Source organism: Prevotella melaninogenica, from assembly GCF_018127925.1.
Lineage (GTDB): Bacteria > Bacteroidota > Bacteroidia > Bacteroidales > Bacteroidaceae > Prevotella > Prevotella melaninogenica_C.
In genome coordinates this window covers 343,877-368,117 of sequence record NZ_CP072347.1, presented here as the reverse complement: position 1 = coordinate 368,117, position 24,241 = coordinate 343,877, and the positions used below count along the sequence as shown (strand labels likewise).

Annotated in this window: 16 protein-coding genes and 2 pseudogenes; 2 read left to right on the top strand and 16 right to left on the bottom strand. The window is 40.1% G+C overall.

Going from position 1 to position 24,241, the window contains the following annotated elements:
- The first annotated feature begins 103 nt into the window (after positions 1–103).
- Positions 104–2,605 (top strand): YfhO family protein, encoded by a 2,502-nt coding sequence (locus tag J4861_RS01430; RefSeq protein WP_211816419.1) that lies wholly within the window; start codon positions 104–106, stop codon positions 2,603–2,605.
- 1,112 nt (positions 2,606–3,717) lie between these two features.
- Here J4861_RS01430 and J4861_RS01425 read toward each other — a convergent pair.
- From J4861_RS01425 to J4861_RS01410, 4 genes are all read right to left on the bottom strand, one after another.
- Positions 3,718–3,810, bottom strand: coding sequence for a smalltalk protein (locus J4861_RS01425; RefSeq protein WP_152031158.1), 93 nt, complete (start codon positions 3,808–3,810; stop codon positions 3,718–3,720).
- Between the two features lie 522 nt (positions 3,811–4,332).
- Positions 4,333–4,854: an HU family DNA-binding protein gene (locus J4861_RS01420; RefSeq protein WP_211816418.1), complete on the bottom strand. Its 522-nt coding sequence runs from the start codon at positions 4,852–4,854 to the stop codon at positions 4,333–4,335.
- 608 nt (positions 4,855–5,462) lie between these two features.
- Positions 5,463–5,948 carry a D-Ala-D-Ala carboxypeptidase family metallohydrolase gene (locus J4861_RS01415; RefSeq protein ID WP_211816417.1) on the bottom strand — a complete coding sequence of 162 codons (486 nt, stop codon included), beginning with the start codon at positions 5,946–5,948 and terminating at the stop codon, positions 5,463–5,465.
- A gap of 927 nt (positions 5,949–6,875) precedes the next feature.
- Positions 6,876–7,679 carry a tyrosine-type recombinase/integrase gene (locus J4861_RS01410; protein WP_211816416.1) on the bottom strand — a complete coding sequence of 268 codons (804 nt, stop codon included), beginning with the start codon at positions 7,677–7,679 and terminating at the stop codon, positions 6,876–6,878.
- Between the two features lie 8 nt (positions 7,680–7,687).
- Between J4861_RS01410 and J4861_RS01405 the strand changes: the two genes are divergently transcribed.
- Positions 7,688–8,344: a restriction endonuclease subunit S gene (locus J4861_RS01405; RefSeq protein ID WP_211816614.1), complete on the top strand. Its 657-nt coding sequence runs from the start codon at positions 7,688–7,690 to the stop codon at positions 8,342–8,344.
- Here J4861_RS01405 and J4861_RS01400 read toward each other — a convergent pair.
- The 12 genes and pseudogenes from J4861_RS01400 to J4861_RS01345 form a co-directional block, all read right to left on the bottom strand.
- Entirely contained in the window at positions 8,341–9,870 is a 1,530-nt protein-coding gene (locus J4861_RS01400) for a restriction endonuclease subunit S (RefSeq protein ID WP_249110777.1), read from the bottom strand. The genes J4861_RS01405 and J4861_RS01400 overlap by 4 nt on opposite strands.
- 15 nt (positions 9,871–9,885) lie before the next feature.
- Positions 9,886–10,383 carry a hypothetical protein gene (locus J4861_RS01395; RefSeq protein WP_211816415.1) on the bottom strand — a complete coding sequence of 166 codons (498 nt, stop codon included), beginning with the start codon at positions 10,381–10,383 and terminating at the stop codon, positions 9,886–9,888.
- A 2-nt stretch (positions 10,384–10,385) separates the two neighbouring features.
- Positions 10,386–10,868 carry a type II toxin-antitoxin system death-on-curing family toxin gene (locus tag J4861_RS01390; protein ID WP_004384034.1) on the bottom strand — a complete coding sequence of 161 codons (483 nt, stop codon included), beginning with the start codon at positions 10,866–10,868 and terminating at the stop codon, positions 10,386–10,388.
- The gene (locus J4861_RS01385) at positions 10,861–11,877 is read right to left on the bottom strand and encodes a DNA-binding protein (RefSeq protein ID WP_211816414.1); all 1,017 of its coding nucleotides are present in this window, start codon (positions 11,875–11,877) and stop codon (positions 10,861–10,863) included. Before J4861_RS01385 ends, J4861_RS01390 begins: the two co-directional genes overlap by 8 nt.
- An 11-nt stretch (positions 11,878–11,888) precedes the next feature.
- Positions 11,889–13,415, bottom strand: a complete 1,527-nt coding sequence (locus J4861_RS01380) for a class I SAM-dependent DNA methyltransferase (RefSeq protein ID WP_211816413.1) — start codon at positions 13,413–13,415, stop codon at positions 11,889–11,891.
- Between the two features lie 2 nt (positions 13,416–13,417).
- Positions 13,418–15,712, bottom strand: coding sequence for an EcoAI/FtnUII family type I restriction enzme subunit R (hsdR, locus tag J4861_RS01375; RefSeq protein ID WP_211816412.1), 2,295 nt, complete (start codon positions 15,710–15,712; stop codon positions 13,418–13,420).
- 442 nt (positions 15,713–16,154) lie between these two features.
- Positions 16,155–17,426, bottom strand: a pseudogene (locus J4861_RS01370) (IS1634 family transposase); the annotation flags it as partial.
- A 200-nt stretch (positions 17,427–17,626) separates the two neighbouring features.
- Positions 17,627–18,217, bottom strand: a pseudogene (locus tag J4861_RS01365) (IS1634 family transposase); the annotation flags it as partial.
- Positions 18,218–18,952: 735 nt separating this feature from the next.
- A complete protein-coding gene (locus J4861_RS01360) occupies positions 18,953–20,062 on the bottom strand; it encodes a HigA family addiction module antitoxin (protein WP_211816411.1) in 1,110 nt (369 codons plus the stop codon).
- Positions 20,046–20,378 carry a hypothetical protein gene (locus J4861_RS01355; protein WP_211816410.1) on the bottom strand — a complete coding sequence of 111 codons (333 nt, stop codon included), beginning with the start codon at positions 20,376–20,378 and terminating at the stop codon, positions 20,046–20,048. Before J4861_RS01355 ends, J4861_RS01360 begins: the two co-directional genes overlap by 17 nt.
- Before the next feature lie 209 nt (positions 20,379–20,587).
- Complete coding sequence (locus tag J4861_RS01350) at positions 20,588–22,324, bottom strand: LlaJI family restriction endonuclease (protein ID WP_211816409.1); 1,737 nt, start codon at positions 22,322–22,324, stop codon at positions 20,588–20,590.
- Between the two features lie 9 nt (positions 22,325–22,333).
- Positions 22,334–24,196: a DUF4268 domain-containing protein gene (locus J4861_RS01345; protein WP_211816408.1), complete on the bottom strand. Its 1,863-nt coding sequence runs from the start codon at positions 24,194–24,196 to the stop codon at positions 22,334–22,336.
- Positions 24,197–24,241 lie beyond the last annotated feature (45 nt).

Here is a 24,241-nt window from a genome sequence, read left to right as displayed (position 1 = left end):
GCAAAGGTACGAAAAAGTTACAAGTTGGATATTGTAAGTTCTTAGTTTTTTGTAACTTTGCAGAGATTAATCATTTGTCTGACATAAGCAAAATTAAATAAAAATGAAAACTTGGAAAAGATTTCTACCCGATGTACTGGTAGTCGTATTGTTTGCGGTCATCTCGTTCGCTTACTTTTTCGTTCCGGTCACTCAGGGTAAGATTCTCTATCGCCACGATGCCTCAGCAGGTGTCGGTTCGGCACAGGAAATGACAGAGTATCAGAACCGTACTGGTGAGGCAACACGCTGGACAAACGCCATCTTCGGTGGTATGCCTACCTATCAGATGTCACCATCGTATCAGTCAACAGACGGACTGTCGCAGGTGATGAACGCTTACCACCTTTGGTTGCCAGACAATGTATGGTTTCTTTTTGTCTATCTCTTAGGCTTTTATATCCTGTTGCGAGCCTTCGACTTCCGACAGTCGTTGGCAGCCTTGGGTAGTATCATGTGGGCTTTCTCGTCCTATTTCCTCATCATCATTGCTGCCGGTCACCTCTGGAAGGTTATGGCATTGGCTTATCTTCCACCGATGATTGCCGGTATTGTCTTGGCTTATCGAGGACGTTACTTGTCGGGATTCATCGTGACGGCTATCTTCACCGCCTTTGAGGTGAAAGCCAACCACGTGCAGATGACATATTACTATCTCTTTATCGTCCTCTTTATGGTCATTGGCTATCTCGTTCAAGCCGTTCGCCAGAAGCAACTCGTGGGTTTCCTCAAGGCTTCGGGCATATTGGCTGTAGCGGCATTGATTGGTATATTAATCAATCTCTCAAGCCTTTACCACACATGGGAGTATCAGAAAGAGAGTATGCGTGGCAAGAGTGAGTTGCTGAAGGCTGATGGCGCGAACCAGACAAGCTCTGGTCTTGATCGCGACTATATCACGCAGTGGAGTTATGGTATTGATGAGACAATGACCTTACTCGTACCTGATGCAAAGGGTGGAGCGAGTGTTCCATTGAGCCAAAGCAGTACGGCTATGTCGAAGGTTGACCCACAGATACAGTCAATGATTCCACAGCTCTATGATGCTTTCCCACAGTATTTCGGTACACAGCCGGGTACGAGCGGACCAGTTTACGTGGGTGCCTTCGTGCTTTTCCTCTTCATCTTAGGACTTTTCTTGGTGAAGGGTACGATGAAGTGGGCTTTGTTAGCAGCCACCATCCTATCCGTTCTTCTCGCATGGGGCCATAACTTCATGGGCTTTACTAACTTCTTCCTCGATTACATCCCGATGTATGCGAAGTTCCGAACGGTGGCAAGTATCCTTGTTATCGCTGAGTTCACCATCCCTCTCTTGGCAGCACTGACCTTAAAACGCCTTGTTGACGAGCCTGAACTCTTAGGACAGAAGATGAAGTATGCTTATATCAGCCTTGGCTTGACAGCGGGTGTAGCCCTTTTAGTGGCTGTATTCCCAGACATGATGGGTCCGTTTGTCAGCGATCAGGAACGCCAAATGATTAATAGTATTCAGGGCATGGACGGCAATACGGCAGGAACAATCCTCGCGAATGTCTCTGCGATGCGTGCTGCAATGGTCAGCTCTGATGCTTGGCGTTCGGTTATCGTTATCCTCATCGGCTTTGCGCTGCTCTTCGCTTATAAGATGAAGAAGCTGCGTGCCGACTATATGGTGGCTGGTCTTTTGGTGCTTTGCCTCGTTGATATGTGGCAGGTGGATAAGCGTTACCTTAATGACGAGATGTTCGTACCAAAGAGTGAGCGCGATATGCCACAGCAGCCAACGGCAGCCGACCTTGAGATTAACAAGGACAAGAGTCTTGACTATCGTGTGCTGAACTTCGCTTCTAACACGTTCAACGAGAACGAGACTTCTTACTTCCATAAGAGTATCGGTGGTTATCACCCTGCAAAGCTCCGTCGTTATCAGGAGATGATTGATGCTTACATCGCTCCAGAGATGCAAAAAACGATGCAGGCGATTGCTGCTGCAGGTGGTAATATGCAGGCGGTGGACGGCGTTAAGACCTTCCCTGTATTGAATATGCTGAACACGAAGTACTTTATCCTTCCACTGCAGGGTGGCACAACGGCACCAATACAGAACCCATACGCACAGGGCAACGGCTGGTTTGTCAATAAGCTTAGCTATGTCGACGATGCTAACGCAGAGTATGCTGAGGTGGGTAAGATTGATGTTCGCCATGAGGCAGTAGCCGATAAGAAGTTTGAGGCGGCTTTAGGTCAGGCTAAGGTGAACGATTCTACCGCAATCGTGAAGCTCGATAAGTATGAGCCTAACAACCTGCAATACACTGTCAACTCAAAGAACGGTGGTGTTGTCGTCTTCTCTGAGATCTACTATCCGGGTTGGACAGCCACTATCGACGGTCAGCCAGCAGAGCTCGGACGTGTTAACTATATCCTCCGTGCTGTGAGCGTGAAGCCGGGTAAGCACACCGTAGTCCTCGACTTCCACCCAACAAGTATCTCTACCACTGAGACCATCGCTTACATTGCGATTGTTATCTTGCTCTTGACGATTGCGGGTGCAGGGTATATGGAGTGGAGGAAGAAGAAGTAGTAGAAGCCCCACCCCATCCCTCCCCGAACCAACGGTCACTGACCGAAGGGAAGTAAAGGGGGAGGGGGTAATTAATTACCGAGATACCCCAAGGATTCTCCAAACTCGTAACCGCTGATTTAAGAGAAAGAGGGGCGTAAGTAGTGAGCTATCCTTTTATAAGAATATAAAAAACAGAGTAACAAGCTAATTTGTTGCTCTGTTTTTTTAGACTTTATAACAAGCAACTTGCTAACTCATCCAACTTGTCTACTTCGTAACACAAAAACAAATTTACTCATTATCATTGACCTTCATCGACTACGAATTTCTCTAACTACACTAATGCTTTTATCCTTTGAACCTTCAACAACTACGAATTTCTCGAATTACGCTAAAACTTTTATCCTTTGAACATTGAACTTTGAGCTTTGAACTTTATGATTTGTGTTTTAAGCCTTGAGCTCTGAACTGTCACTACATCGGTAATCATAATTATGACGTACTGATGAGAACTTCGTTCGAATAATTCTGAATTGTGAATTATGAATTAACAGAGGATTATGAATTATAGCAGTAATCATAATTATGAATTCTGAATTCTGAATTACCCATGAATATATATTTATATAATCCTGCGACAAAAAAGTGTAAAGTTTAATTATTTCAGCAATCTACCTATTTGTCGCAGATTAGCAAACAGCCTCAACCGAAGAAAGTTACTAATTTGTCGCGCTATTCCACAATCGTTTGATTTACATAACATTACAAAGGTAGAAAATCAAACAAAAAAGAGTTACAAACAAATTAGTAACGATGAAAACAAAAAGAAAAGAACACAAATACGATATATTTGTAAAGAAAAGAGAAAGATAAGGAGACAAACCTCCTTATCCGTCTCTCCGCTCCTCCCTATCCGTCGAACAATGAGGAAAATGACTCCCTTTTTGTCGCACAGAAGCTACTTCGCTGTCGGGGACAACCTCCCATGAAGTCGCACGTAACCTACATATACGTCGCCTATTTTCAGCGTAAGCACCTGTACTTCAAATACATAAGAGTGTCTAACTAAGTCTTAAAAAGTGACTGACAATGATTGTCTAAGTCCAAGACTGGGGTTTATGGGAGGAGTTTTACATACAAGAACTGACACCCAACGTGGTTGCCAACGCAGTGAGTACGGTAACGAGAATATGCAGGATATTCTTCCAAATAGGTTTAATCATAACGTCTAAATAAATTAAAAGCCCAATCGGCAAGCAGATTACACTGCCGTCCCTTCTTGTTAGCGGCATTGTATCCGTGCCGATTTGGACTAAAAGTGAATACTAAAGGTTCTTCCGAAATATGGGGTAATAGTCACACGGAGTCACAGAGGCGACGGAGGTAACGCACAATGTTACGGAGGTATAGCTTACAGATTCTTGACAATTATTTTTGGATAAACGCTTTGTATTTAAGCTAATAAAATTGGCAAACAAGCTCCGTCACTCTATGCACCGACGGTGCCTCCATAACATTGCATTTACCTCCGTAACTCCGTGTGACATTGCTTCAAACTCTAAACACAAGTGGCAAAACTCATCACCCAACATTCAACACCCAACACCCTATCCCTCTCGCTCATCAGAAGCCAATATGATACGTTCTTACAATAACATTGTTTCCTAATAAGCGATTTAGGGTAAACGGAGAGCGGAGGGGCACAAACTCGCTACTCCCCCACGCTCATCTCTCAAACCAATCGACTATGCGTGGCCCTCAGTAGTGGCAGTAGCCTCACCTGGCTCTGGACCAGCAGAAGGCTTGTTCTCCTTCTTCTTGCCCTTGTTCTTCGCCTTCTCGGCAGCCTTAGGCGCATCATACTGCACAGCCTCCTGAATACGCAAACCGCTGATGAGGGTCTTCACACGACGCTTCATCGCATCGATAGTCACCGTTGGCGCGAAAAGCACATGCGCACCGTAGATATCTCTCTGTGCGTTAAAGTCTTCCGCCTTCTGAACACCCTGTGAGTGAATACCTACGCGGAAAGTTCCCAATCCGTCGAGCTTCACACGGTTACCATCCTTGAGAACCTGATTCATCTCGAACACCAACGCACTGATGACAGCCAAAATGTCAGGCTCAGTTACGGTGCAACGCTCACTGATACGCAGAGCGAGATCCTTAACGCTAACAAGGTCGGGAGACACCGCACGGGCATACCAATAACCCTTGCGCTTGCTGTTCTTACGATTGTCCTGATACATACGAAATTTGATTGACATAACTTGAAAATTTAAAAAGTGAAACAAAGAAATTATTGAAATGAAAAAATGAAATCTTAACTCAATGCGCTAATAAGACAGAGGCAAATCCTCTCCGTGGCTCCACGCACGACGGTGCCTCCGTGACCTACATCGCTTTATTTTTATTACTCCTTCGTGTCCTCCTTCTCTCTGTGTGATACTACCTTAAAACTAAGTGGCAAACCTATTACTGAAGACCCTTCTTCCCACTCCTCATCGCCCTCATCGTTCGCCAGTCTCCACCCCCTCCCCACACAAAAAGAAGGGAGAGGGACAACGACCTAAAAGACATACTGCGACAAAAAAGTGTAAAATTATGTAAACGAGTAAATAAGTGAACACGTAAACAGATAAAAAGATAAACACAGAAATAACTAAAAACACAATAACGCAAAAACGTATAAAAATATAAAGGTAAAAGTCGGAAAACACAAAAACGTAAAAACATACTTCATCATAAACATAAACGACTAAAAATATGAAAAGATATTCACGTAAATAATTAAAATATTTACAATCAGCAACTTAAAACGTATTTCTCAGACTTACGGCGACAAAAAAGTGAAATCTTCCACCGCCTTTTTCCCCTATTTAGCTCCTAAAATCTGGTGTCTATTCTTCCCATCACGCCTATAACTGATGTGAATCCACCGCTTAATCATCGACTCCCGTGGCTCAAGAATCATCTGATCGAAGTCCGTTTGGGCAAGAATCGCCGCATATTTCCGACACATTTCCAGTCCTGTGACATGAATATCAGCCGCCTCACCCCGCATATGTTGCGAATGTTCAGCCCCATGAACAGCCCTATTCACAGCCTCGCAGCGATAACCTCCCACGACTATCACACGTCCCACACGCCGTCTAAGCGGTTCTAAGACGCATCTACAAAGCTCCCGAAGATTCTCTATCACCTCCTCTCTCGAAGCCTCTCCAGGCGCAGGATCCTCCTCAGGCACGTTCTTAACACCCATGCCCACCGCCTTTCCCGAGCGCATCATCTCGCCCACCGTAAAATGTGGTGAGAGCCGCTCCTCAAAATCTATTTCATTAGAATGACTATCGTTGATCATACACATTAATTATTATAGATTATTTGGTTCATTAAAACTCCGTTCGTCATCCCTTCATTCCTGATGACGATGCAAAGGTACAACACAAAAAAACCGATTCCAAGGAAGATATATGTAGTAATGTGAGTAGACAAAGTCAACTTAATTCAGAATTCATAATTCACAATTCATAATTATGATTACCGATGTCAACTGTGATTTATTGCTGCAAGAAACTTGTCAACTTGTCAACTCGTCAACTTGTCAACTCGTCAACTACTACTCATGATTTATTACTGCAAGCAACTTGTAAACTCGTAAACTTGTCAACTCGTCAACTACTACTCATGATTTATTGCTGCAAGCAACTTGTAAACTCGTAAACTTGTCAACTCGTCAACTACAAATTATGATTACCGATGTCAACTACCAATAAAGCACTACGAATGTCCCTAATTGCACGAATCCTTATTGTTAAATAATTCGTGTCATTCGAGAAATTCGTAGTTCATATCATAAAGTTCAAAGTTCAATGCTCAAAGTGCAAAGGTAAAAGTCCAAAGCTAATACATGCTTTTTTCCTTCTTAGAGACGCTCAATTGACTTGCAAAAGATGCCCTTTACACCCCTTACTAACGCCCTTTTGAAGTCCAACTAAGCACCTTTTAAAATCTCCGTTTACAACCATCTGATAGCAAGCAACATACGCAAGCACTAAAATAACTCGCTTTTAAGCCCTTTCCCTACCCTTTTCTTTGAGCATTATGTCAATGTCATTCTTTGCCTTTTAGATTAAATCTCACACAGAGCTACGGAGCTTACAGAGGTTTTATTTAAAGACACGTAGCAACTACGGTTTACGATAAATAGAAAGAGACTGTTACCTTTATCGGAAATTCAAAAAACCTTAGAGATGTAATAGATATCATCTCTAAAGTTCTATACTATTTACCAATTCACTACCCTATCTACAATTTTCTGCTGTTCGCTTGCGGTACGTCGCAGATAGATACGTGTTGTCTCTATACTTTCATGCCCCATAAGGTCGGCTAATAAAGCAAGGTCATTGAAGCGGTCGAGGAAATTCTTGGCAAAGCGATGGCGGAAAGAGTGAGGATAGACCACATCACGATTCAATCCATATTTCTCTGCAAAATGCTTCAGTTGCTGGGCTATTCCACGTGTCGTGATCCGTTGTCCGAAACGATTAAGGAAGATATAACCCGATGATAGTTCTTTCTCTTTAATCCATTTGGTTGCTTCTATTCGCAAAGTCTTAGGAATATACAGCCGTCTAATCTTCCCTCCTTTAGAATAAATATCAAAGTAGCCTATGTTAACATGTTCAACTTTGATTTGAATAAGTTCACTGACACGTGCACCTGTAGCAGTTAGGAAACGCACAACAAAATACCACATAAGATTTTCTTCTTGTTTGAGTGTCTGTTTAAGGAAGATGTAATCCGCTTGACTAATTACATTTTCCAAGAAAGTGTGTTGTTGAACTTTAACTGATTTTAGGCGAAGCTTAGACTTACCAGTATGGTCCAAAAACTTATTCAGGGCTTGAATACGAAGGTTTACTGTCTTAGGCCTAAACTGCTCAATAATATTAGCTTTATACAAAAGTAAATTTCGCTTATTCAGCGTTTTGTACTTGGAGAAGTAGTCATTGACAGCATAAACGTATGCTGAAATTGTATTCTCCGCCATGTTGCTCTCTCTGAGAGCTGTCTTAAATGATTCTACCATAATTGTAAATTTTAAATTCTGAGAATATTCTCTTATATTATGGTAGAACAACTTTCCCTAACAAGTATTATGAGCAGGTAGATGGTGAAACTGTTGATATAACAGAGGATATACCTTTTGACATTCCCAACGGTTGGACTTGGTGTCGCCTTAAAGCTATCTGCACAATCTTTACAGGAGCTACTTTTAAAAAAGAAGACTCAACAACAGATAAAAAAGGGATAAGAATTCTACGAGGAGGCAACATTCTTCCATTTAAAATAAACTTCAACGCTGATGATATATTTCTTCCACCTAATTTTGTAAAGGAGAATATACTTCTTCAAAGAAATGATATTGTCACACCTGCAGTAACAAGCTTGGAGAATATTGGAAAAATGGCACGTATTAAAGATAATTTGGTAGATGTTACTGTTGGAGGCTTTGTTTTTATACTACGCCTCTATTATTCAAGCGATTGGCTATCTAAATATCTTTTAGCAGTTATGAGTTCGCCAACTATTATAGAATATATGAAATCAATCACCAATAAATCAGGACAGGCATTTTATAATATAGGAAAGGAACGGTTGGGTACTACATTGTTACCAATACCACCTCATTGTGAACAACACCGAATTGTAAGTCAGATAGAAAAGATATTTAGTGAGATAAAGGGAAATTAACCCTTTATCTTGTTCACTATAATATCTATTTTACGAACGATTCTTTTTTGTTCTTGATATGGTGGAATACCGATCAAGAGGGAATAGAATATTTCTTTGTTCAGATGCGGTATAGCTGCCCCCTTTTTTGAATTACGAAGCAAATCCTTGTAGAATTGAATAAAGTAAAGAACGTATGGTTGGTGCATAGCTTCACTTACCCAAAGTTGCTTGAAAGTACTTCCCATATATCCATCATGGGGCACAGCAAAAACTTCTCCAGAGTTTTCTCCATCTACAAGAATAATGTTATCTCCCTTGGTCACAAACTTACCTTTGTTCAACTGAGCACCAGTAGATTTGCCACGCAAATACTTCGCATCAAGACAAATATGTTGACCTTCTTTCTTTTCACCATCAATGAGCCTGCAAATATGGGAAAGTTTAACAACTGCCCATGTTTTTGGAAAGTCAAAATCTGATTCAATTTGGATAGTTGTTCCATCTACCTGCTCATAATACTTGTTATCATCACCTTTATAGATGATCGAATCAACAACATCTTTCTTTTTCAATTTCCCCTCCTTAACAAGTCTTTGCTTCTCTTCTTTAATCCGTTGAAGAAGAACAGATGCTGGCTCATCATTTGGATCTTGCGGAATAAGCTTGCCTTGGATAGCTTCTTGAAGAATGGATTTCTTTATTAGAGAGGGCAATGTTGAGTTCAGATGCTCTAAATTTCTTTGAAGTTTCTCATACCGAGTAACAACTGGTAACATAGACTCTACTTTTTCCACAATTCTCTTTTGTTCTTCTACAGGTGGAATAGGAACAAGATAATCAGATATAGTCGTTGTTCTAAGTTCTATTTGATTAGTACTACCTGTACATCTTTCTTCTATTCCTATTTGAATGTATGGAGAAAGTAAATAGTGGTATATGTATCTGTGAGAGACAAGTTTATTAGGACGTACAATTGTTACATGAGAGTCAGCTACAAACTTATCAAATTTTTCAAACACAGTTGCATCTATATAGCCTGTTCTACCAACTGTTCCACCGCCTGTAGAATTAATGATTATATCACCTTTTTGAAGGAATTGCTCTTCCTTATATTTTAAAATATAATCTATATCTGAAAAAAGACATCTATCAATATATAGTTGGTCCCAGTGGTTACATTTTTGTGCTATAATAGGTAATATCTTTTGATTACCATATTTAGGTGTTTTCCCTCGATGCAGATAGTTACAGATAACTCCTAAACGTACAAAACTCCAAGATTCAGGAATCTCAAACGGTATCTCATCATCTATGCATACCACCTTACCATCGGTGAACTTCTCATAATAGGAATTGTCCTCACCACGGTAAATGATAGATTCTTTCTTATCTTTCTTGATTTTTCCTTCCTTTACAAGTCTTGCCTTTTCTGCACGAATCTTTTCAAGCAGTACGGATGCTGGTTCATCATTAGGGTCTTGCGGTACAAGTTTTCCCTGTATCGCCCACTGAAGTATGCTATTTTTTAATTGTTTACCGTTCATCGTATTCCTATTAATTTAGAAGTCTTCGTCTTTCTTTTTCTCCTTCAGATAAAATTGATATAGCTTTTTCCCAATCTTATCTTTTTGGAATGTACGTTCATGATTCATAGGTGTCATAGACAAACGAATTTTGGCAACACCTTCATTCAAAACCTCAAGTTGCTGTGGAGTAATTTTAAATTGTGCAGTGGAAGTTATTTCTGTTACAGGAATTACGATATTACCACTAATGAGACCTGTCGATTGGCTTCTATCTCCTATCACTTTCCCTTTCAGTTCAAGATATTCACCAGTGAATGTCTTAATTTTCATAGTTGGCTCGTTAAGAAAAGTCATTCTGTCTGAGCTAACTGTGGCAACTATTGAATATTCAGTTCCTTGTTTTGCCACACTATACTTCATATTGCAGCCTTCGGCGGCAAATGCTTTATAAGTATAACCTACAGTCTGAGCTTGGGCTATAAGTCCAAAACACATACAGAGCAGAAATAGTATTTTCTTTATTATCTTCATAATCAGTCCATTTTATTGTAATCTTCACCATTTATACCTAACTCACCATCACCTATTGCATTCGCAATGTCTATCTTCAGCTCTTCATCATAATCCTGTCCTGACATGAATGATACCATTATTCGTAAAAGCATATCTTGGGAAATATGCGAAGCGGCAACATGATATACGATTGCTTCTAATTGGCGCATGAAAATGCAAGCCTCCCATTGGTAATTGTTCTTATGTAGGAAATATGCTCCTAAAGTCAAAGCTATACGCTTATTCCCATCATTGAAATAATGTCCAGAACAGAATCTGAAGACAAGACTGGAAAGCTTTTTGGTAAATGTTGGATAGTAATCATCATTCTGAATGGAATCAAGTGTGGCAAGTATGCCACCCTCATCCCGAACTCCAACAAAGCCTCCACCACTGGCATCTATCATTTTGCGATAAACCTCCAATGCTTCCTCGTAGCAAATGTAGTGTATTTCGTTATTCATCCTCTGCCTGTTTTAACCGTTTGAGTACATCCTTATTGTTTTCCAATATACGGTCGAAATCTACCGACTGGTCACCTATAAATCGTTCAAATTCTTCAGGAGACACAGCTTGTAGATATTCGCCAATATTGCCATGATAGGCATCACGGAAACTAAAATCACGCGAGGCCATTTTGCTTCTGGCGTCATTGAGATAAGGCTTCTGCATCGGATGTTCTGCCAGTTCTCCAACTATCCGTTCAACTTCCTCAATGGTAAGTTTCACTTTACCGTTCTGTTTGCATTCTTCTTGTATCACTGCGCCAACGCCATTCTCAAAAGACGAAATTACCAATAGAACCTCTGCGTACAATGTATGTCGCACGTTATCTTTACTGTCAAGACGTAGTATTTCTCGGTATTCTTTCGCATTCTCCTTGAAAACTGCTTTGTAGATAAGATCTGTCACTTGGGCGTACTTGTATGTTTGGTGCCCTTGTACATATTGGCTGATTACCGATGTGAGATTCTTTCGATAATTTTCTTCTGTTATAGCAGCTGGAATATAATTTCTATCCCTTCTGTTGATGAACTTTGTCCCTCCACCTGTTTTTTCATGTATTGTAGCAATAACCAAATCAAGAATCATACTACGCAATTTCTTTGCCCTTTCACTCTCTGTGAGCAGCATACCCATATTAAGGAATGCTCTGAAATTAAAGAGACCTAACTGAGTAGTTTTGCTCGCCTCATTAATAAGGTGAGCAAATTGTAACTTAAACTCTTTCAGTGATTTACCCTTACATAAAACATAGCCATTATGCTTTAGCTCATCACCATTAGAAGCAAGGTATCTATCAATGGTGGAAACATCTACACCATAAATTTCGGCAACCATTTTTTTTGTCAACCAATATTCTCCTTCAAAGAGCATGAATGGAATATCAAGTTGCTCCTGTATTTTATTGATAGCAAAACGATTATTGAGTACGTTTTGGCGTTCAATATTTGAAACTGTCAAGTCTTTCATTGTCCGTCAAATTAAAGTTGCTTATCTATATTGATTTCTATTCCTAAAATCTTCTGTATTCCCGCCAGCGTCTTATCTATCTCATCGTCAAGTGCCTTACGCTTCTTGAAATAGTTAGCAAGGAGTTCGGCTGGAGGAAGTATCTCTTCCTCATCCTTAGGGAACTTGCATTGATCGAAGTTAAAATCCAACTCAGCCAATTCTTTGGCAGTAAAGCAGCGAGCTTTCTCTCCCAATTCATCCGAAGCTATTTCCTTACGATCATTCCACCAATCACAGATAGGTTGGCAATGCTCCAATCTCATTGACTTTGTCTTGGAGAAATGCTTATACCCTTCTGGCATATCAAGACGATAGAACCATGTTTTATTGGTAGAGAAGCCTTCGTCAGCTCCCTCAGCTCGTTCATTATTGAAGAACAGGATATTTGTTGCGATACTGGTATAAGGTGCAAAGATGCTACCTGGCAAACGAATAATAGTGTGGAGATTAAAATCTCGAAGCATCTTTTGCTTGATAGCCAATTTTGCTCCATCCGTACCAAAGAGGAAACCATCAGGAACAATGACAGCTGCACGTCCATTAGCTTTCAGTCTATACATGATAAGTACCATGAATAGATCTGCTGTCTCACTTGAACGAAATTCCATCGGGAAATTACTTTTAGAGGCAGCATCAGTACTTCCACCGTATGGCGGATTCATTGCGATCACATTTACCTTGTCTCCTTCCTTGAAATCAGACATCTTTGTTCCCAGCGAATCACAATGACGGATATTCGGCGATTCTACGTCATGCAAAAGAAGATTAGTGATAGAGAGAAGGTAAGGTAGAGGTTTCCACTCCTGTCCAATAACAGCCTTTTGAAAGAGTCTCCTATCATCGGTAGTTTTTACTTGTTTCTGTAAGTAATTCAAAGCAGAAGTAAGGAATCCTCCTGTTCCCGATGTGAAATCGCCTACGGTTTCACCAAGTACAGGAGAAAGCTGCTGGATGATAAAATCAGTCAATGCACGAGGAGTATAGAACTCTCCAGCATTACCTGCCGATTGGAGGTCTTTAAGTATACCTTCATAGATGTCACCAAACATGTGTCGATCGGTTGCATCATCAAACTCTATCTCGTTGATGACATTGACAACCTGACGCAGCAGGATGCCATTCTTCATATATTGGTTCAAGTCCTCAAACACCTCTTTTACAATAGCTTTGCTACGAGGAGTTTCACGTGTGACCTCAAGCCCTTTTAAGGTAGGGAATAGTTTATCGTTGATGAAAGAAAGCAAGGCATCACCAGTCATGGCGTCACCATCTTTCTCATCTATTGCCCAATTCCTCCACCGTAATTCTTCAGGAATTATGGATTCAAAGGTTGTGCGTTCCTTGCTGGCTTTATATTCCCATGTTTCCTCTTGAGTGTCATACACCTTTAGGAAAAACATCCATGTCATCTGCTCAATACGCTGTGCATCTCCATTGATACCCGCATCTTGACGCATGATATTTTGCAGACGCTTTACTATATTATTTACTGCCATTTTTATGCTGTCTTATATATTTCGTTTTCAAGCTCTTTCAAAGCCTGTTCATATTTATCTATTCCCCCAAATAGTTTCACTATCTTTTGTGGTTTGCCTATCTTATTGAATGGAGCAGTATCAAGAATATCGGAGTCTTCAAGATTCAAAATACCATAATCCGCATATTTATCGAGAAGAGCCTCTAACACTTCTCGCGCCTTACCTTCATATTTGGCAAAGTAATTCCGCTTCTTGACATTATTTGCCCTTTCACGTCTTGCCATAGGTGGTTGGTCGTATGCCACATGACATATCACATCGAAGATGTCTGCATGCGCCAATGCTGGATTCTTTTCTCTAACAGCATCAACAAGAACACTATAGTCTTTCAGTTCATCAACAATTACTTTCTTTCGCTCTGCTTCTGTCCAATTCTTTACAAAATCATTTAAGGTAGCATAACGCTTTCGAATCTGCTTACGCGTATAGTCTGTTACACTTTCTGTACGCATAGTTCTACCATCTTCACCAAGAACACTCACAATTTCCGTAGTGATAGCTATATGTTCACCCTCCACAAGATACTTAACCCGTTGAGGTTCAGAGACAATAGTTGGCGACTTATCAGGTATGGTATAAATCTTCGGACCTTTTCCTTGTGGCGGCTCGGGGTCGCCATCAAATTTTGGGTCTTTGAATTTAGCAGTGGCATTGCGGAAATCCAATATTTCCAAATGCCATTTTCCCTTGTCAGTTCTTAGACGCGTACCACGTCCTATGATTTGTTTGAACTCCGTCATAGACCCAATTTCCTTATCAATTACAATAAGTCCACAGGTCTTGCAGTCTACACCAGTAGCAAGTAGTTCAGACGTTGTAACGATTGTCGGATAAGCCTGGTCTACATCAATAAAGTTGTCTAACTGCTTCTTTCCCACATTGTCATCACCAGTTATACGCATAACGTAACGCGGATCTCTGTTACAAAGGTCTGTATTCAAGTTGACCAATAAACTCCTCATTGCCTCTGCCTCGTCAATGTCTGTACAGAACACAATTGTCTTAGTCATTCTGCCTATCTGTTTCAACATCTTTGTAATACGCTTGGCAACTATCTCCCTGCGCTTGGTGAAGGCTATATCTCTACCAATATCCTTACGCTCATACAAGCGTTGCACAATATCCCTGCCCAGTAAGTCTTTCTCATCTTCATTCGGTTTGAAACCTTGTAGATCTATGCTAATGTAGGAATTTGTTACTCGGTAAGGAGCAAGAAATCCGTCCTGTATTCCCTGTAAGAGTGAATAGGTAAACACAGGTTCACCAAAGTAATCAAGATTATTAGCTCCATTCTCTGCCTTTGGGGTGGCAGTCATACCGATTTGAGTGGCTGTATTAAAATATTCAAGCACCTTGCGCCATGCGCTATCATCTTTAGCGCTACCACGGTGACACTCGTCAACAATTATAAGATCAAAGAAAGTTGGCTGAACTTGTCTGAATGGGTCTTCTACTCCTTCTTCATTAGAAACCAGTTGATGATATAAAGCCATATGGACTTCATAGGCAGAGTCGATAGCTGCACCTTGTATTTTGGTCATAACCTTTTTGAAAGGTTTGAAGTCCTGTACCATCGTTTGGTCTATCAGAATATTACGGTCTGCAAGGTATAATATTTTTTTCTTTGTGCCAGAAGCTTTCAAACGATGAATGATTTGAAAGGCAGTAATAGTCTTGCCTGTACCCGTAGCCATAACAATCAGCACCCTATCTCTACCTTTGGCAATGGCTTCAACAGTACGCTCTACTGCTATACGTTGATAATATCGAGGCTCATAGGTATATGGATCAGAATAGAACGGTTGCTCTATGATTTTCAAAGCCTCGTTATTCAACTGTTTAGCATTGATAATCCGTTGATACAAAGCATCAGGCGTTGGAAACTGTTCCAATGAAAGTTCAGTTTCTTTCCCAGTCAGGAAATCATGCTCTAAAAATCCATCTCCGTTAGAACTGTATGCAAAAGGAATATCAAGAATCTGAGCATATTCCATTGCCTGCTGCATTCCTCCTCCAAGTGGTTTATTATTATCTTTAGCTTCTATAATAGCGATAGGCTTATTAGCAGCATGAAACAAGAGATAGTCAGCCTTCTTACCTGTTTGACGTGCATGCACCTTACCTTGGAAAATAACCCTACCATCAGTAAAGTAATATTCCATTCGGATATGTTCATTCTTCCATCCTGCCTTATTAATTGCAGGTGTGATGAAACGCAACTTTATATCTTCTTCTGTCAAATCCTTTTTACTCATTGTTCTTGATTGTTTTAATCTTTACATAATTTTTTATTATGAGAAGTTCTGCTAATAGAGATAATTCTTGCATACTGAACATAATATTGCCGTCGGGCAACTATGAGTAAATAGTCTTATCTCAGCCTTCAGTTCATCTGTAGATTCTGGTAGGTTTTTAAGAGAAAGCTGCACCTTATCAGAACAACATCTTGATATCGGTTCTTAGCTTTTCCGAGTCTGAGCGAAAGCCCTTTTTTGTCTTGTGGGACTCTACACTGCTCGGTTTTAATACTCTGTATTAATGCTATACGATGATTTTCAAAATGAAAACAGCCATTATAACTGCAAAGATAGTGTTTTTAAACAGAATGACATAATTATTTTTAGACAGAATGACTAACCCAAGTTTAATACCCACCTTCGCCTAATTGTTGCTGTCACCATACTTTCCTCGTTTTTCTTATGGGCTCTGTGTCCTACAAATTTTATTCTTTTTGAATGGTGAGTGTTTTAAGTTCAACTTATCGTATATCTGTTTTGCTTGCTTCGAAGGACTACTACATTGGCGCATCTCGATGATTTCACCTAATGGATTCTTCCCTTTTGTGGTGACAAGCTTTTGAGTGCTCATACGTCGTACTATCTCGGTCCAGTAACAGGATTCTCCTTCTCGTTTTAATTGACAACGGATAGTGTTTACCACCCAGTAGGCTAATAAACCGAAGAAAAGGTGTGCGTCGCTTCGCTCATCTTTCTGATGATAGATAGGACGGAGGTTGAGATCATTCTTTAGTTGTCTGTTCGTACATTCTATCTCGCGAATGAGATTGTAGTATTCCCATGTCACACGCTCAGAAAGTGTCCTGACATTGCTACGGAGGAAATAGACTCCGTGACCAGATTCCATTGCCGAGAGGTCTTTTATCTCCCAGTCTACACGTAGCATCTCCTTGGGTTTCTTCTCATTTTTTATGTAGCTTATCTGGTAGAACTTCGCTATAGAAGGGTACTTCTGTATGGCACGTCCTGTACGTTCAACAACCTTTTCATAGGTTTTTGTTCCACCTTTCTTGGAGATTCCTTCGTTTATCCTCTGCAGTTCCATCTCAAAACGCTCTCTCCAAACCCTGTTCATGGACGACTCTGTCATAGCTTTCGAAGGAGATGTTATTTCGAGATAATAATCCTTGTCATCCTCTGTCTTAACCTCTTTCAGCGTTATCTTCTGCCGACGGGCATCCATTACCGTAACACTCTTATTATCATCACTGAGCGTATAGTCTTTCATTTTCGTACGGGATACGCAGAGATAATTGTAACCCTTTTTCTTTATTAGATCCAAGTTCTCTTCCGTGGCAACACCTGCATCCATGACAACAAGCGTATCCTTTGTTCGTGATGGATTCCTCTTTGCCAGCGTATCAATCATATTGGGTAGAGACTTGGGATCTGCTGTATTACCCTCTAAGATAGAAGAATAACGTATAAAACCTTCTTGATTGATACATAATGCAAGTACAAGTAGCTTACAGTCAGAGCGTTTTTCTTTTGAACGACCGAACTTGGCTTTATCGCTATTACGCTTGCTACCCTCGAAATAGAAGTTGGTCAAGTCGAAGAGCATCAGTTTGTTGTCTATATTGAAGAGATCGTCAGTAACGTTGCACAGATGATGCTCCTGCTGTTCCTTTAGTTCATATAATTTTTCAGTGATTTTATACAGAGAATTGAGAGGGTGTGTCAAAATAGACACTTCCTCTTTTTGAAGAAATTGTTGACCTATTTTGTGAAAACCGTCAACCCTTTTTAAAAAAAACAGTCGACTGTTTTTGAAAAATAGTCGACTGTTTTGATGAAAACTGTTGACTATTTTTGTGGACAGAGTAAGTTTTAGAAAATAAAAAGAGAGAATGTGCCTATTTTGACACACCCTCCTCCACTATAAAGTTCACCAGCAGCCGAGTTATCGCGCAAATAATAATAAGACGAACGTTCAGAAACTGCATATACTGCGCGAACAATCAATGCTGATAAAGCCGTACGTATCGTATTCTCCGTCCAGCCGTTTCTGCGCAGGAAACCCTCTAACTGCAGCTTGTCTATTGTCTGCTTGCAGAGCCACTCTGCACCAACATTCCTTGCGTCAGTATAGTTTGCCGTCTCAAGGTCAACGTAGTTCTCATATTTTCTCAGCGATTTCTGCTCTTCCTTATTAAACCGATCGATTCCACCTTCTTTCTCCATACGGATCCACCATTCGTCAGCCTTTGCCTGTTCAAAAGGAGTAAGACCGTCAAGATGTTCTATGAAAAGCGAGGGTGTACTTCTCTTTTTGAAGCGTTCGGTAAGAGCGTATGCAATTTTTCGAACCTGTACAGCAGTAAGTGAAGGTTCGAACCCGATGTTCAACAGAATTAGCGAATGTACATGACCCTGCACGTCACGATATGACTCCTTGATGCGATAATAAGGAGCCATGTCGCCTGTGGCAGGGTTGAATCGTGTCTGTACATTTGCGTGCATGAGTGCAAAGTAACAAAATATTTTTGATATGGCTGTGTCCTACAAATCAGATTTTACTCCTCACAACAATACTCTACACTTGATTATCAATCATTTATCAAATTGATACTACACAAAACATCCCGAAAATTTATGAAAAATAATTTTACCGGTTAAACTTGGGCTAAAGACAAGAAAAGACAAAGAAAAGACAGGGGAACAGAAGACAGAACACAGAATGACAAAAAAAGACAGAAAAAACAATGACATAGAAAAGCTCCTCTGCCAAGACCTCCCCCAACCAACGGTCACTAACCGAAGAGAAGTAAAGGGAGGGGAGTAAATACCGAGGTTCCCCTTAGTCTGGTGGATAGAAGTATGTAAACAGTAAGCAATTAAAAACTATGCCGTACTGATGTGAACTCCGTTCGAATAATTATAAAACATTCTCTCGCGGATAAACAGATTGCATACCCGCACAGAAACCTAAAGGTTGAGGATGGCAGAGTATCAATGGGAAAGAAAGATAGAGGGTATAAAAGCAGGAGTGATAGATATAAGCCACCCATTAATTAAATTATTCATCATCTAAAGTTTCTATAAAGAAAAGAAAAGGTTTCCCAAATCCTTCCCTTCGGAACTGCAATCCGACGCGGTATTTGAGAAACCTTTCCTATTTCTGTTGCAAAGATACAACTTATCCAGCTAAAAACAAAAAGGAGTTAGGAAAAATCCCCAACTCCTTTTCTGTTTTTATCAATTGATTTTTGGTGATTTATAAGCTGATGTCTGATACCAATTTGTATCATGTTTATATCTGGAAACTGCAATAGACGGACTGATACCATAGCGTTCAGCCTCTTTTGCAATGGCATTGACAACCTTATGCGGAGACAAACTTTTACAGCCTGCCCCGATAATTTTATTCCATACATCATCAGGAATGAGTTGCTGCCTTGCAAAGGCATTAGCTTCTTTTTCACGTGGATCTTTGGAATAAAGAGTTTCTTCTGTAGATATAAACGCCTGATTGTCTTCTGAAAGGTGCCTTTCAATATGACACAACTCGTGAAGAACATCAAAAGCTAACTTATCCATATCATTATAACGATAAGTAACCGTGATTACTGGACAGCCATCTACCAATGTAGAATAAGCATCAACAGGCGTTTTATCTAATTTCTCAACATAAAGATAGGCAATTCCATACTCATTAAGACAGTCCTTTATACCTTGTGTAGAAAGTGTACCGTTATTCGCCATATGTGCTATCTCACTTGCTGCCATCAATCCGTTTCCCTTTTGATACTTCTTATCTATTGTTGCACGTGATATTTCCAACCAATTAAGAATAAGCCAAGTTTGCATATTCTTCTCATCAATGTGTACTTTCTCACTATGCTTGTAACGGCCAACTACCTGCAAACTCAACTCTTTAGATGACCGCAAATCAAAAGAGAATAATGCTTTTAATTTCGTTACTCTCTCAAGACATGGAAGATACGACAAGTTTAATTTCTTATAAAGAAGTTTCAAGTTGAATATACTCGCACATGATTCTTCGTATTCACGAGCTTCTTGTTCTTCGCTTTGTTTTGCATCCATAGCTTTACAGTCATACATATAACCGCTATGCAGGTTCATCCAGGTCTTATAGGGTATTCCTAAATGACGCTCTAATTTCATTGCTAAATCGTCATTCAGGTTTCGTTTACCGCGTATAAAGGCATTCAGATGAGTTGCCTGAACACCAATCTGCTTTGCAAAATCCTTTTGCTTGATGCCACGTTCCTGCAACTCTTCACGCAAGATTTCTCCTGGGTGGATTGCCCTGACAGGAACTAATCTGTTATTTCTTGTTGCCATAATGTGTACTATCAATTTCTATTAATTCTACTTCAATTCCATCATCCGTCTCTGAAAACAGCAGCCGCTCAACCAATCCGTTTACAAGACGTACAGAGCTGATAGGCTTGTCCTTCTGATGTCTGAGTTTCTCATAGTGTAAAAAGCTAAATACTTTTAGTTCTTCTGTTGACTCTACGTTATACAGCGTATTAACAACACGGACATAGCCATCTATCAAGCGTTTGTTCTTATAAAGTTTCTTGTATTTTTTATCATTGGTCTTACCGGTTTCATATAATTCGGACAAGGCTTCTTCCTTGAAAATTATATTCATGCGGTGAAATGTTTCAATATATATAGTGCAAAGATAGAACAAAATTACCAAAATTGGTAATTTAAAGACACCATTAACACTTTTTACGTGTCACTTTTTTGCTTAGGAAAGATAAAAGGTACAGAAAATACAGATGAATGGAACAAACAACTTGTTAACTTATCTACTTGTACAACTTGTCTACTTATATAAAGAGATACTATACATTCTTAGTGTGAAGGTGCTCCTATCCTTACCAATACATCCTGTTGATCTTTTTCTAATTTGAACTTCTCTACAAAGAAGTAATCTTTGAGTTGATTAAGTAGCAACTTATTCTCCTGCTGATACTTCTCTCCTTTCTCAAGTGCCAAGGAGTAGATATCCTTATATTGCTCAAAAGGCGCGTAAAACTTTCCCAATAGTTGCTGGAAATGTGTCTTAAAGTATTCTTTATCATCAACACCAGTCTTAGCTTTGATAAAATAGAAGTCATAATCCTCATCTAACCATTTCTGTATCTCTTTACAAAAACGCTGTCTTACCTTCATCTTCCACGCGGTCTTCTGACTTTGATTATCCCTCGCATACAGTGAAAGAACGTAAAGGAAGTTCACATCATAATGGGACAGCAACAGTGTGTCACGGTCAAAGAGTCGGTTATCAAACTGCACACGCTTGTGCCTGTTTCTCTTTCTGTCGGTTTTCTCTATATTGTCATCGTCATAACTGAACATTTCATTCAGCTTTGCCGATATAAAGAAATTAGGCAGGATATTATAGCCTTCTGTCACATCATCTCGCAGGCGAACACCCGAAGATGGCTTATCACCATTGCTAAAAATATCAATGTTCCATTGTATAACATTCCGTGCATAGGTGTATTGCTTATAGATTGACTGACTTCCTAACTCATGACCAATCTTATAATACTTACTATCCCCGATATAATACGTTTGCTCGTTCTCCCCCGCAATAAGACTCTGTGACGTGAACAGATGATCAACGATTTTCCCATCCTCTTGCTGTTTCTCCATACCATCTGGCAATGGGTTATCGCCTATCAGTTCATCGATAATGGCTTCAAAAACAACATAGAAGTTCTTTACCAATAGGTAATCCCATTGTTCTGTGGCAACCATCACCTGCTGTGCTTCGTCGAAGAAGTTATAACACAAATGCCATAGTTGTAAGGCTTTATCAGAGAAATACTTATACTTTATCTGTCGTAAACGTGTCTTACCAAATCCATTGAGATAGGTATCAAATCGCTTACCGGTAATGAGCTGGAACTGGCAACAGATATCCTTCGGAAAACCGTAGGTGTCACCAATATAATTTAGGATGGAAAAGAAGATGATGAGTAGTTCTTCATCAAAGTTTATCTGTCGCCGCTTATTAACTGGGTTTAGATAGACAGCCTGCTCATTCTGAATAATAGCAGTCTTCGTTGCTATCGTTCGTTGCCAATTAATCTTGTTCAGACCACTATGCAGATTCTTTATGATAAAGAAGAAAAAATTTTGATTGTCTTGATTGAATTGTATCAGCGACAGAAGAATATCAAGGTAGGTATTACTCTGTCTGCGTCCTCGATTACAAATTTGTGCTATATATGATTGACAAACTATTCTCGTATCATTGCGTCTATCATTCTTATAGACCACAATGGCACGATATATCCACACAGCAAATTTATAAAGAAAACTACGCTCTTTGGAGTCGAAAGTATCTAAGTTGGCTATATCCTCTGGCTTATACTTTCCAAAAACAAGTTCCTTACCGTCAACATCCTTCAGCAAAACCTTAGGAAGAATAAAGACACAATCCTTGAGTAGCATATTATAATAATACCCTACGTAATGGATAGACACCCTACCCTCCATATTCTCTAAGGCATCAATACCATAAAGAATGTCCCTGACCTTAGAGACATCGTACTGATATTCTTCTATAAGGATTCGCATAACGAGTGTCTACTGCTGCTTTGAATACTTAACAAAGACCTCACGCATACGAAGTATTCGTGTAATAATAAGATCGAAGATGGTAGTCCAATGTTCCTTATCCTCAAAATCTATATCGTCTATCCGCTCTACAATCGTACTTGATTTCTTTTCTGGATTCTCACGCCACTCATACGTTGTATCCATCTCTGCTTCAATATCCTTTTTCTGATCAGCAAGATGATAATAAGTATCTGTGGTTCTATCGAAATATACTTGCAGTGCAATAGCACGCTCCCAAAGTTTCAGAACTACAGACATATAGAAATCAGCACCAGATACATAGAAATTCTTCCAATGATCCTTACCTGCCTTCTTGGTTCCTCCAAAGTAAGTCTTAAAGTCGTCATTCTTTTGTGCATAGGCTAAGAACGCCTCCCAAAAATCATAACGCTTTCGTTCTGACACCGACCATGTCGCCCTTGGATTCTCGGAGTCATCGGTATTCTCTGCCTGTCCGTTATATTCCTCTTTGCTTTCTTCAACTGGTGTTAAGCCTAAGTTACCAAGGAACTGTGCCACTTTATCTGTCCTTACCTTAGTCTTCATTTCGCCTTCAGTATAGAACTTTGCGAACGTTAGTTTTCCACCTTCAACTGTATCATCAAAGATAGGACCTACTAAATCGAAGTCCTTAAACACATCGTTCCAAAGGTAGAAGACAACCTTACCCACAAATGTCTCTGCGCTAATAACGCCTCCATGTGCCTTACAAAAGAAATAGCCCAACTTCTTATCCTCCGAATTGGTCGTGCTCTCTATCTTCTTGTTTATCTCCTCTAAGAACTGCCACCAGTCATATAGACTGCCCGCAACATCAATGACATAACCTTTCTTTGCATCCGATATTGGCATATAGCTCCAATCCCAACGACGCTTAAAGGCAGAGTCTATCGGGAACAAACTCTGATCGCTAGTGTTCATCGTTGCCCAAATAAACAGATTACTTGGTAACAGAAGAATATTTCCCTCTAACACCTCGCTCACTACATCACGACCACCATAAAGGCTATTGATGGCACCTGCCTGAGAAATAGACAATCCCTTTAGTGCTTTAGCCACATAACGTTTCATATCGGTATCTGCCTTCACAGGATAATCAGAGAAGCCGCTATGGTTGCGGTCTAAGAGCTGGAATAAATCACCGAAAATCTGTGCACAGTTACCTCGATTAATTTCTTCTATTACTAAGAACTGTCGCTGTGGATTGCCTTCATCACACGTAGCATACTTCTCCCATGCTGCAACATATGCTTGTAGAAATGCCTGTGGAACAAACTCATAGACAATCTTCTCCTCCGTCAGAATCTGCGCATGCTCAATGACAGGATGTCCCGACAAGTCACGCATCGTTATCTCTCGTGTCGTCGGCTTATACGCTCCCACAAAAGACGAATAGTCACTATCAGGATGAAATGTAGTACGAATTACGTCCTCCCCCTTTATCTCCTGATTGATAGTAAAGGACTTACCTGTGCCAGGTGCACCGTAGAAGATTTGCTGGAGAGGAAGACTGCTTACGTTATTCTTTACTTTGTGAGTTGATTGAAGAACCATTTGAGCCATTACCGACAGTGTGGACGTATAACCATACTCATACTTATCTATCTCACTGGTTCCAGACAATGCTTGCCTTGCAGATTCAGATGTAGCATCAGAATGCTCACTCCAATAGTTTACATATTCTTCCAACAGACTTTTTGAGATTGTACGTAAGCCTGTAGCACCTTTACTTGTTGACCTTACCAAATAACATAATCTGTCCTCATCAACAATCTCTACCTGACCATTGTTTGATACATCGCCTATCTGTAATCTGTTATTCAACCCCATAATTTACATTCATTTAGCCTAATATGATTTAGTTATATCCAATAT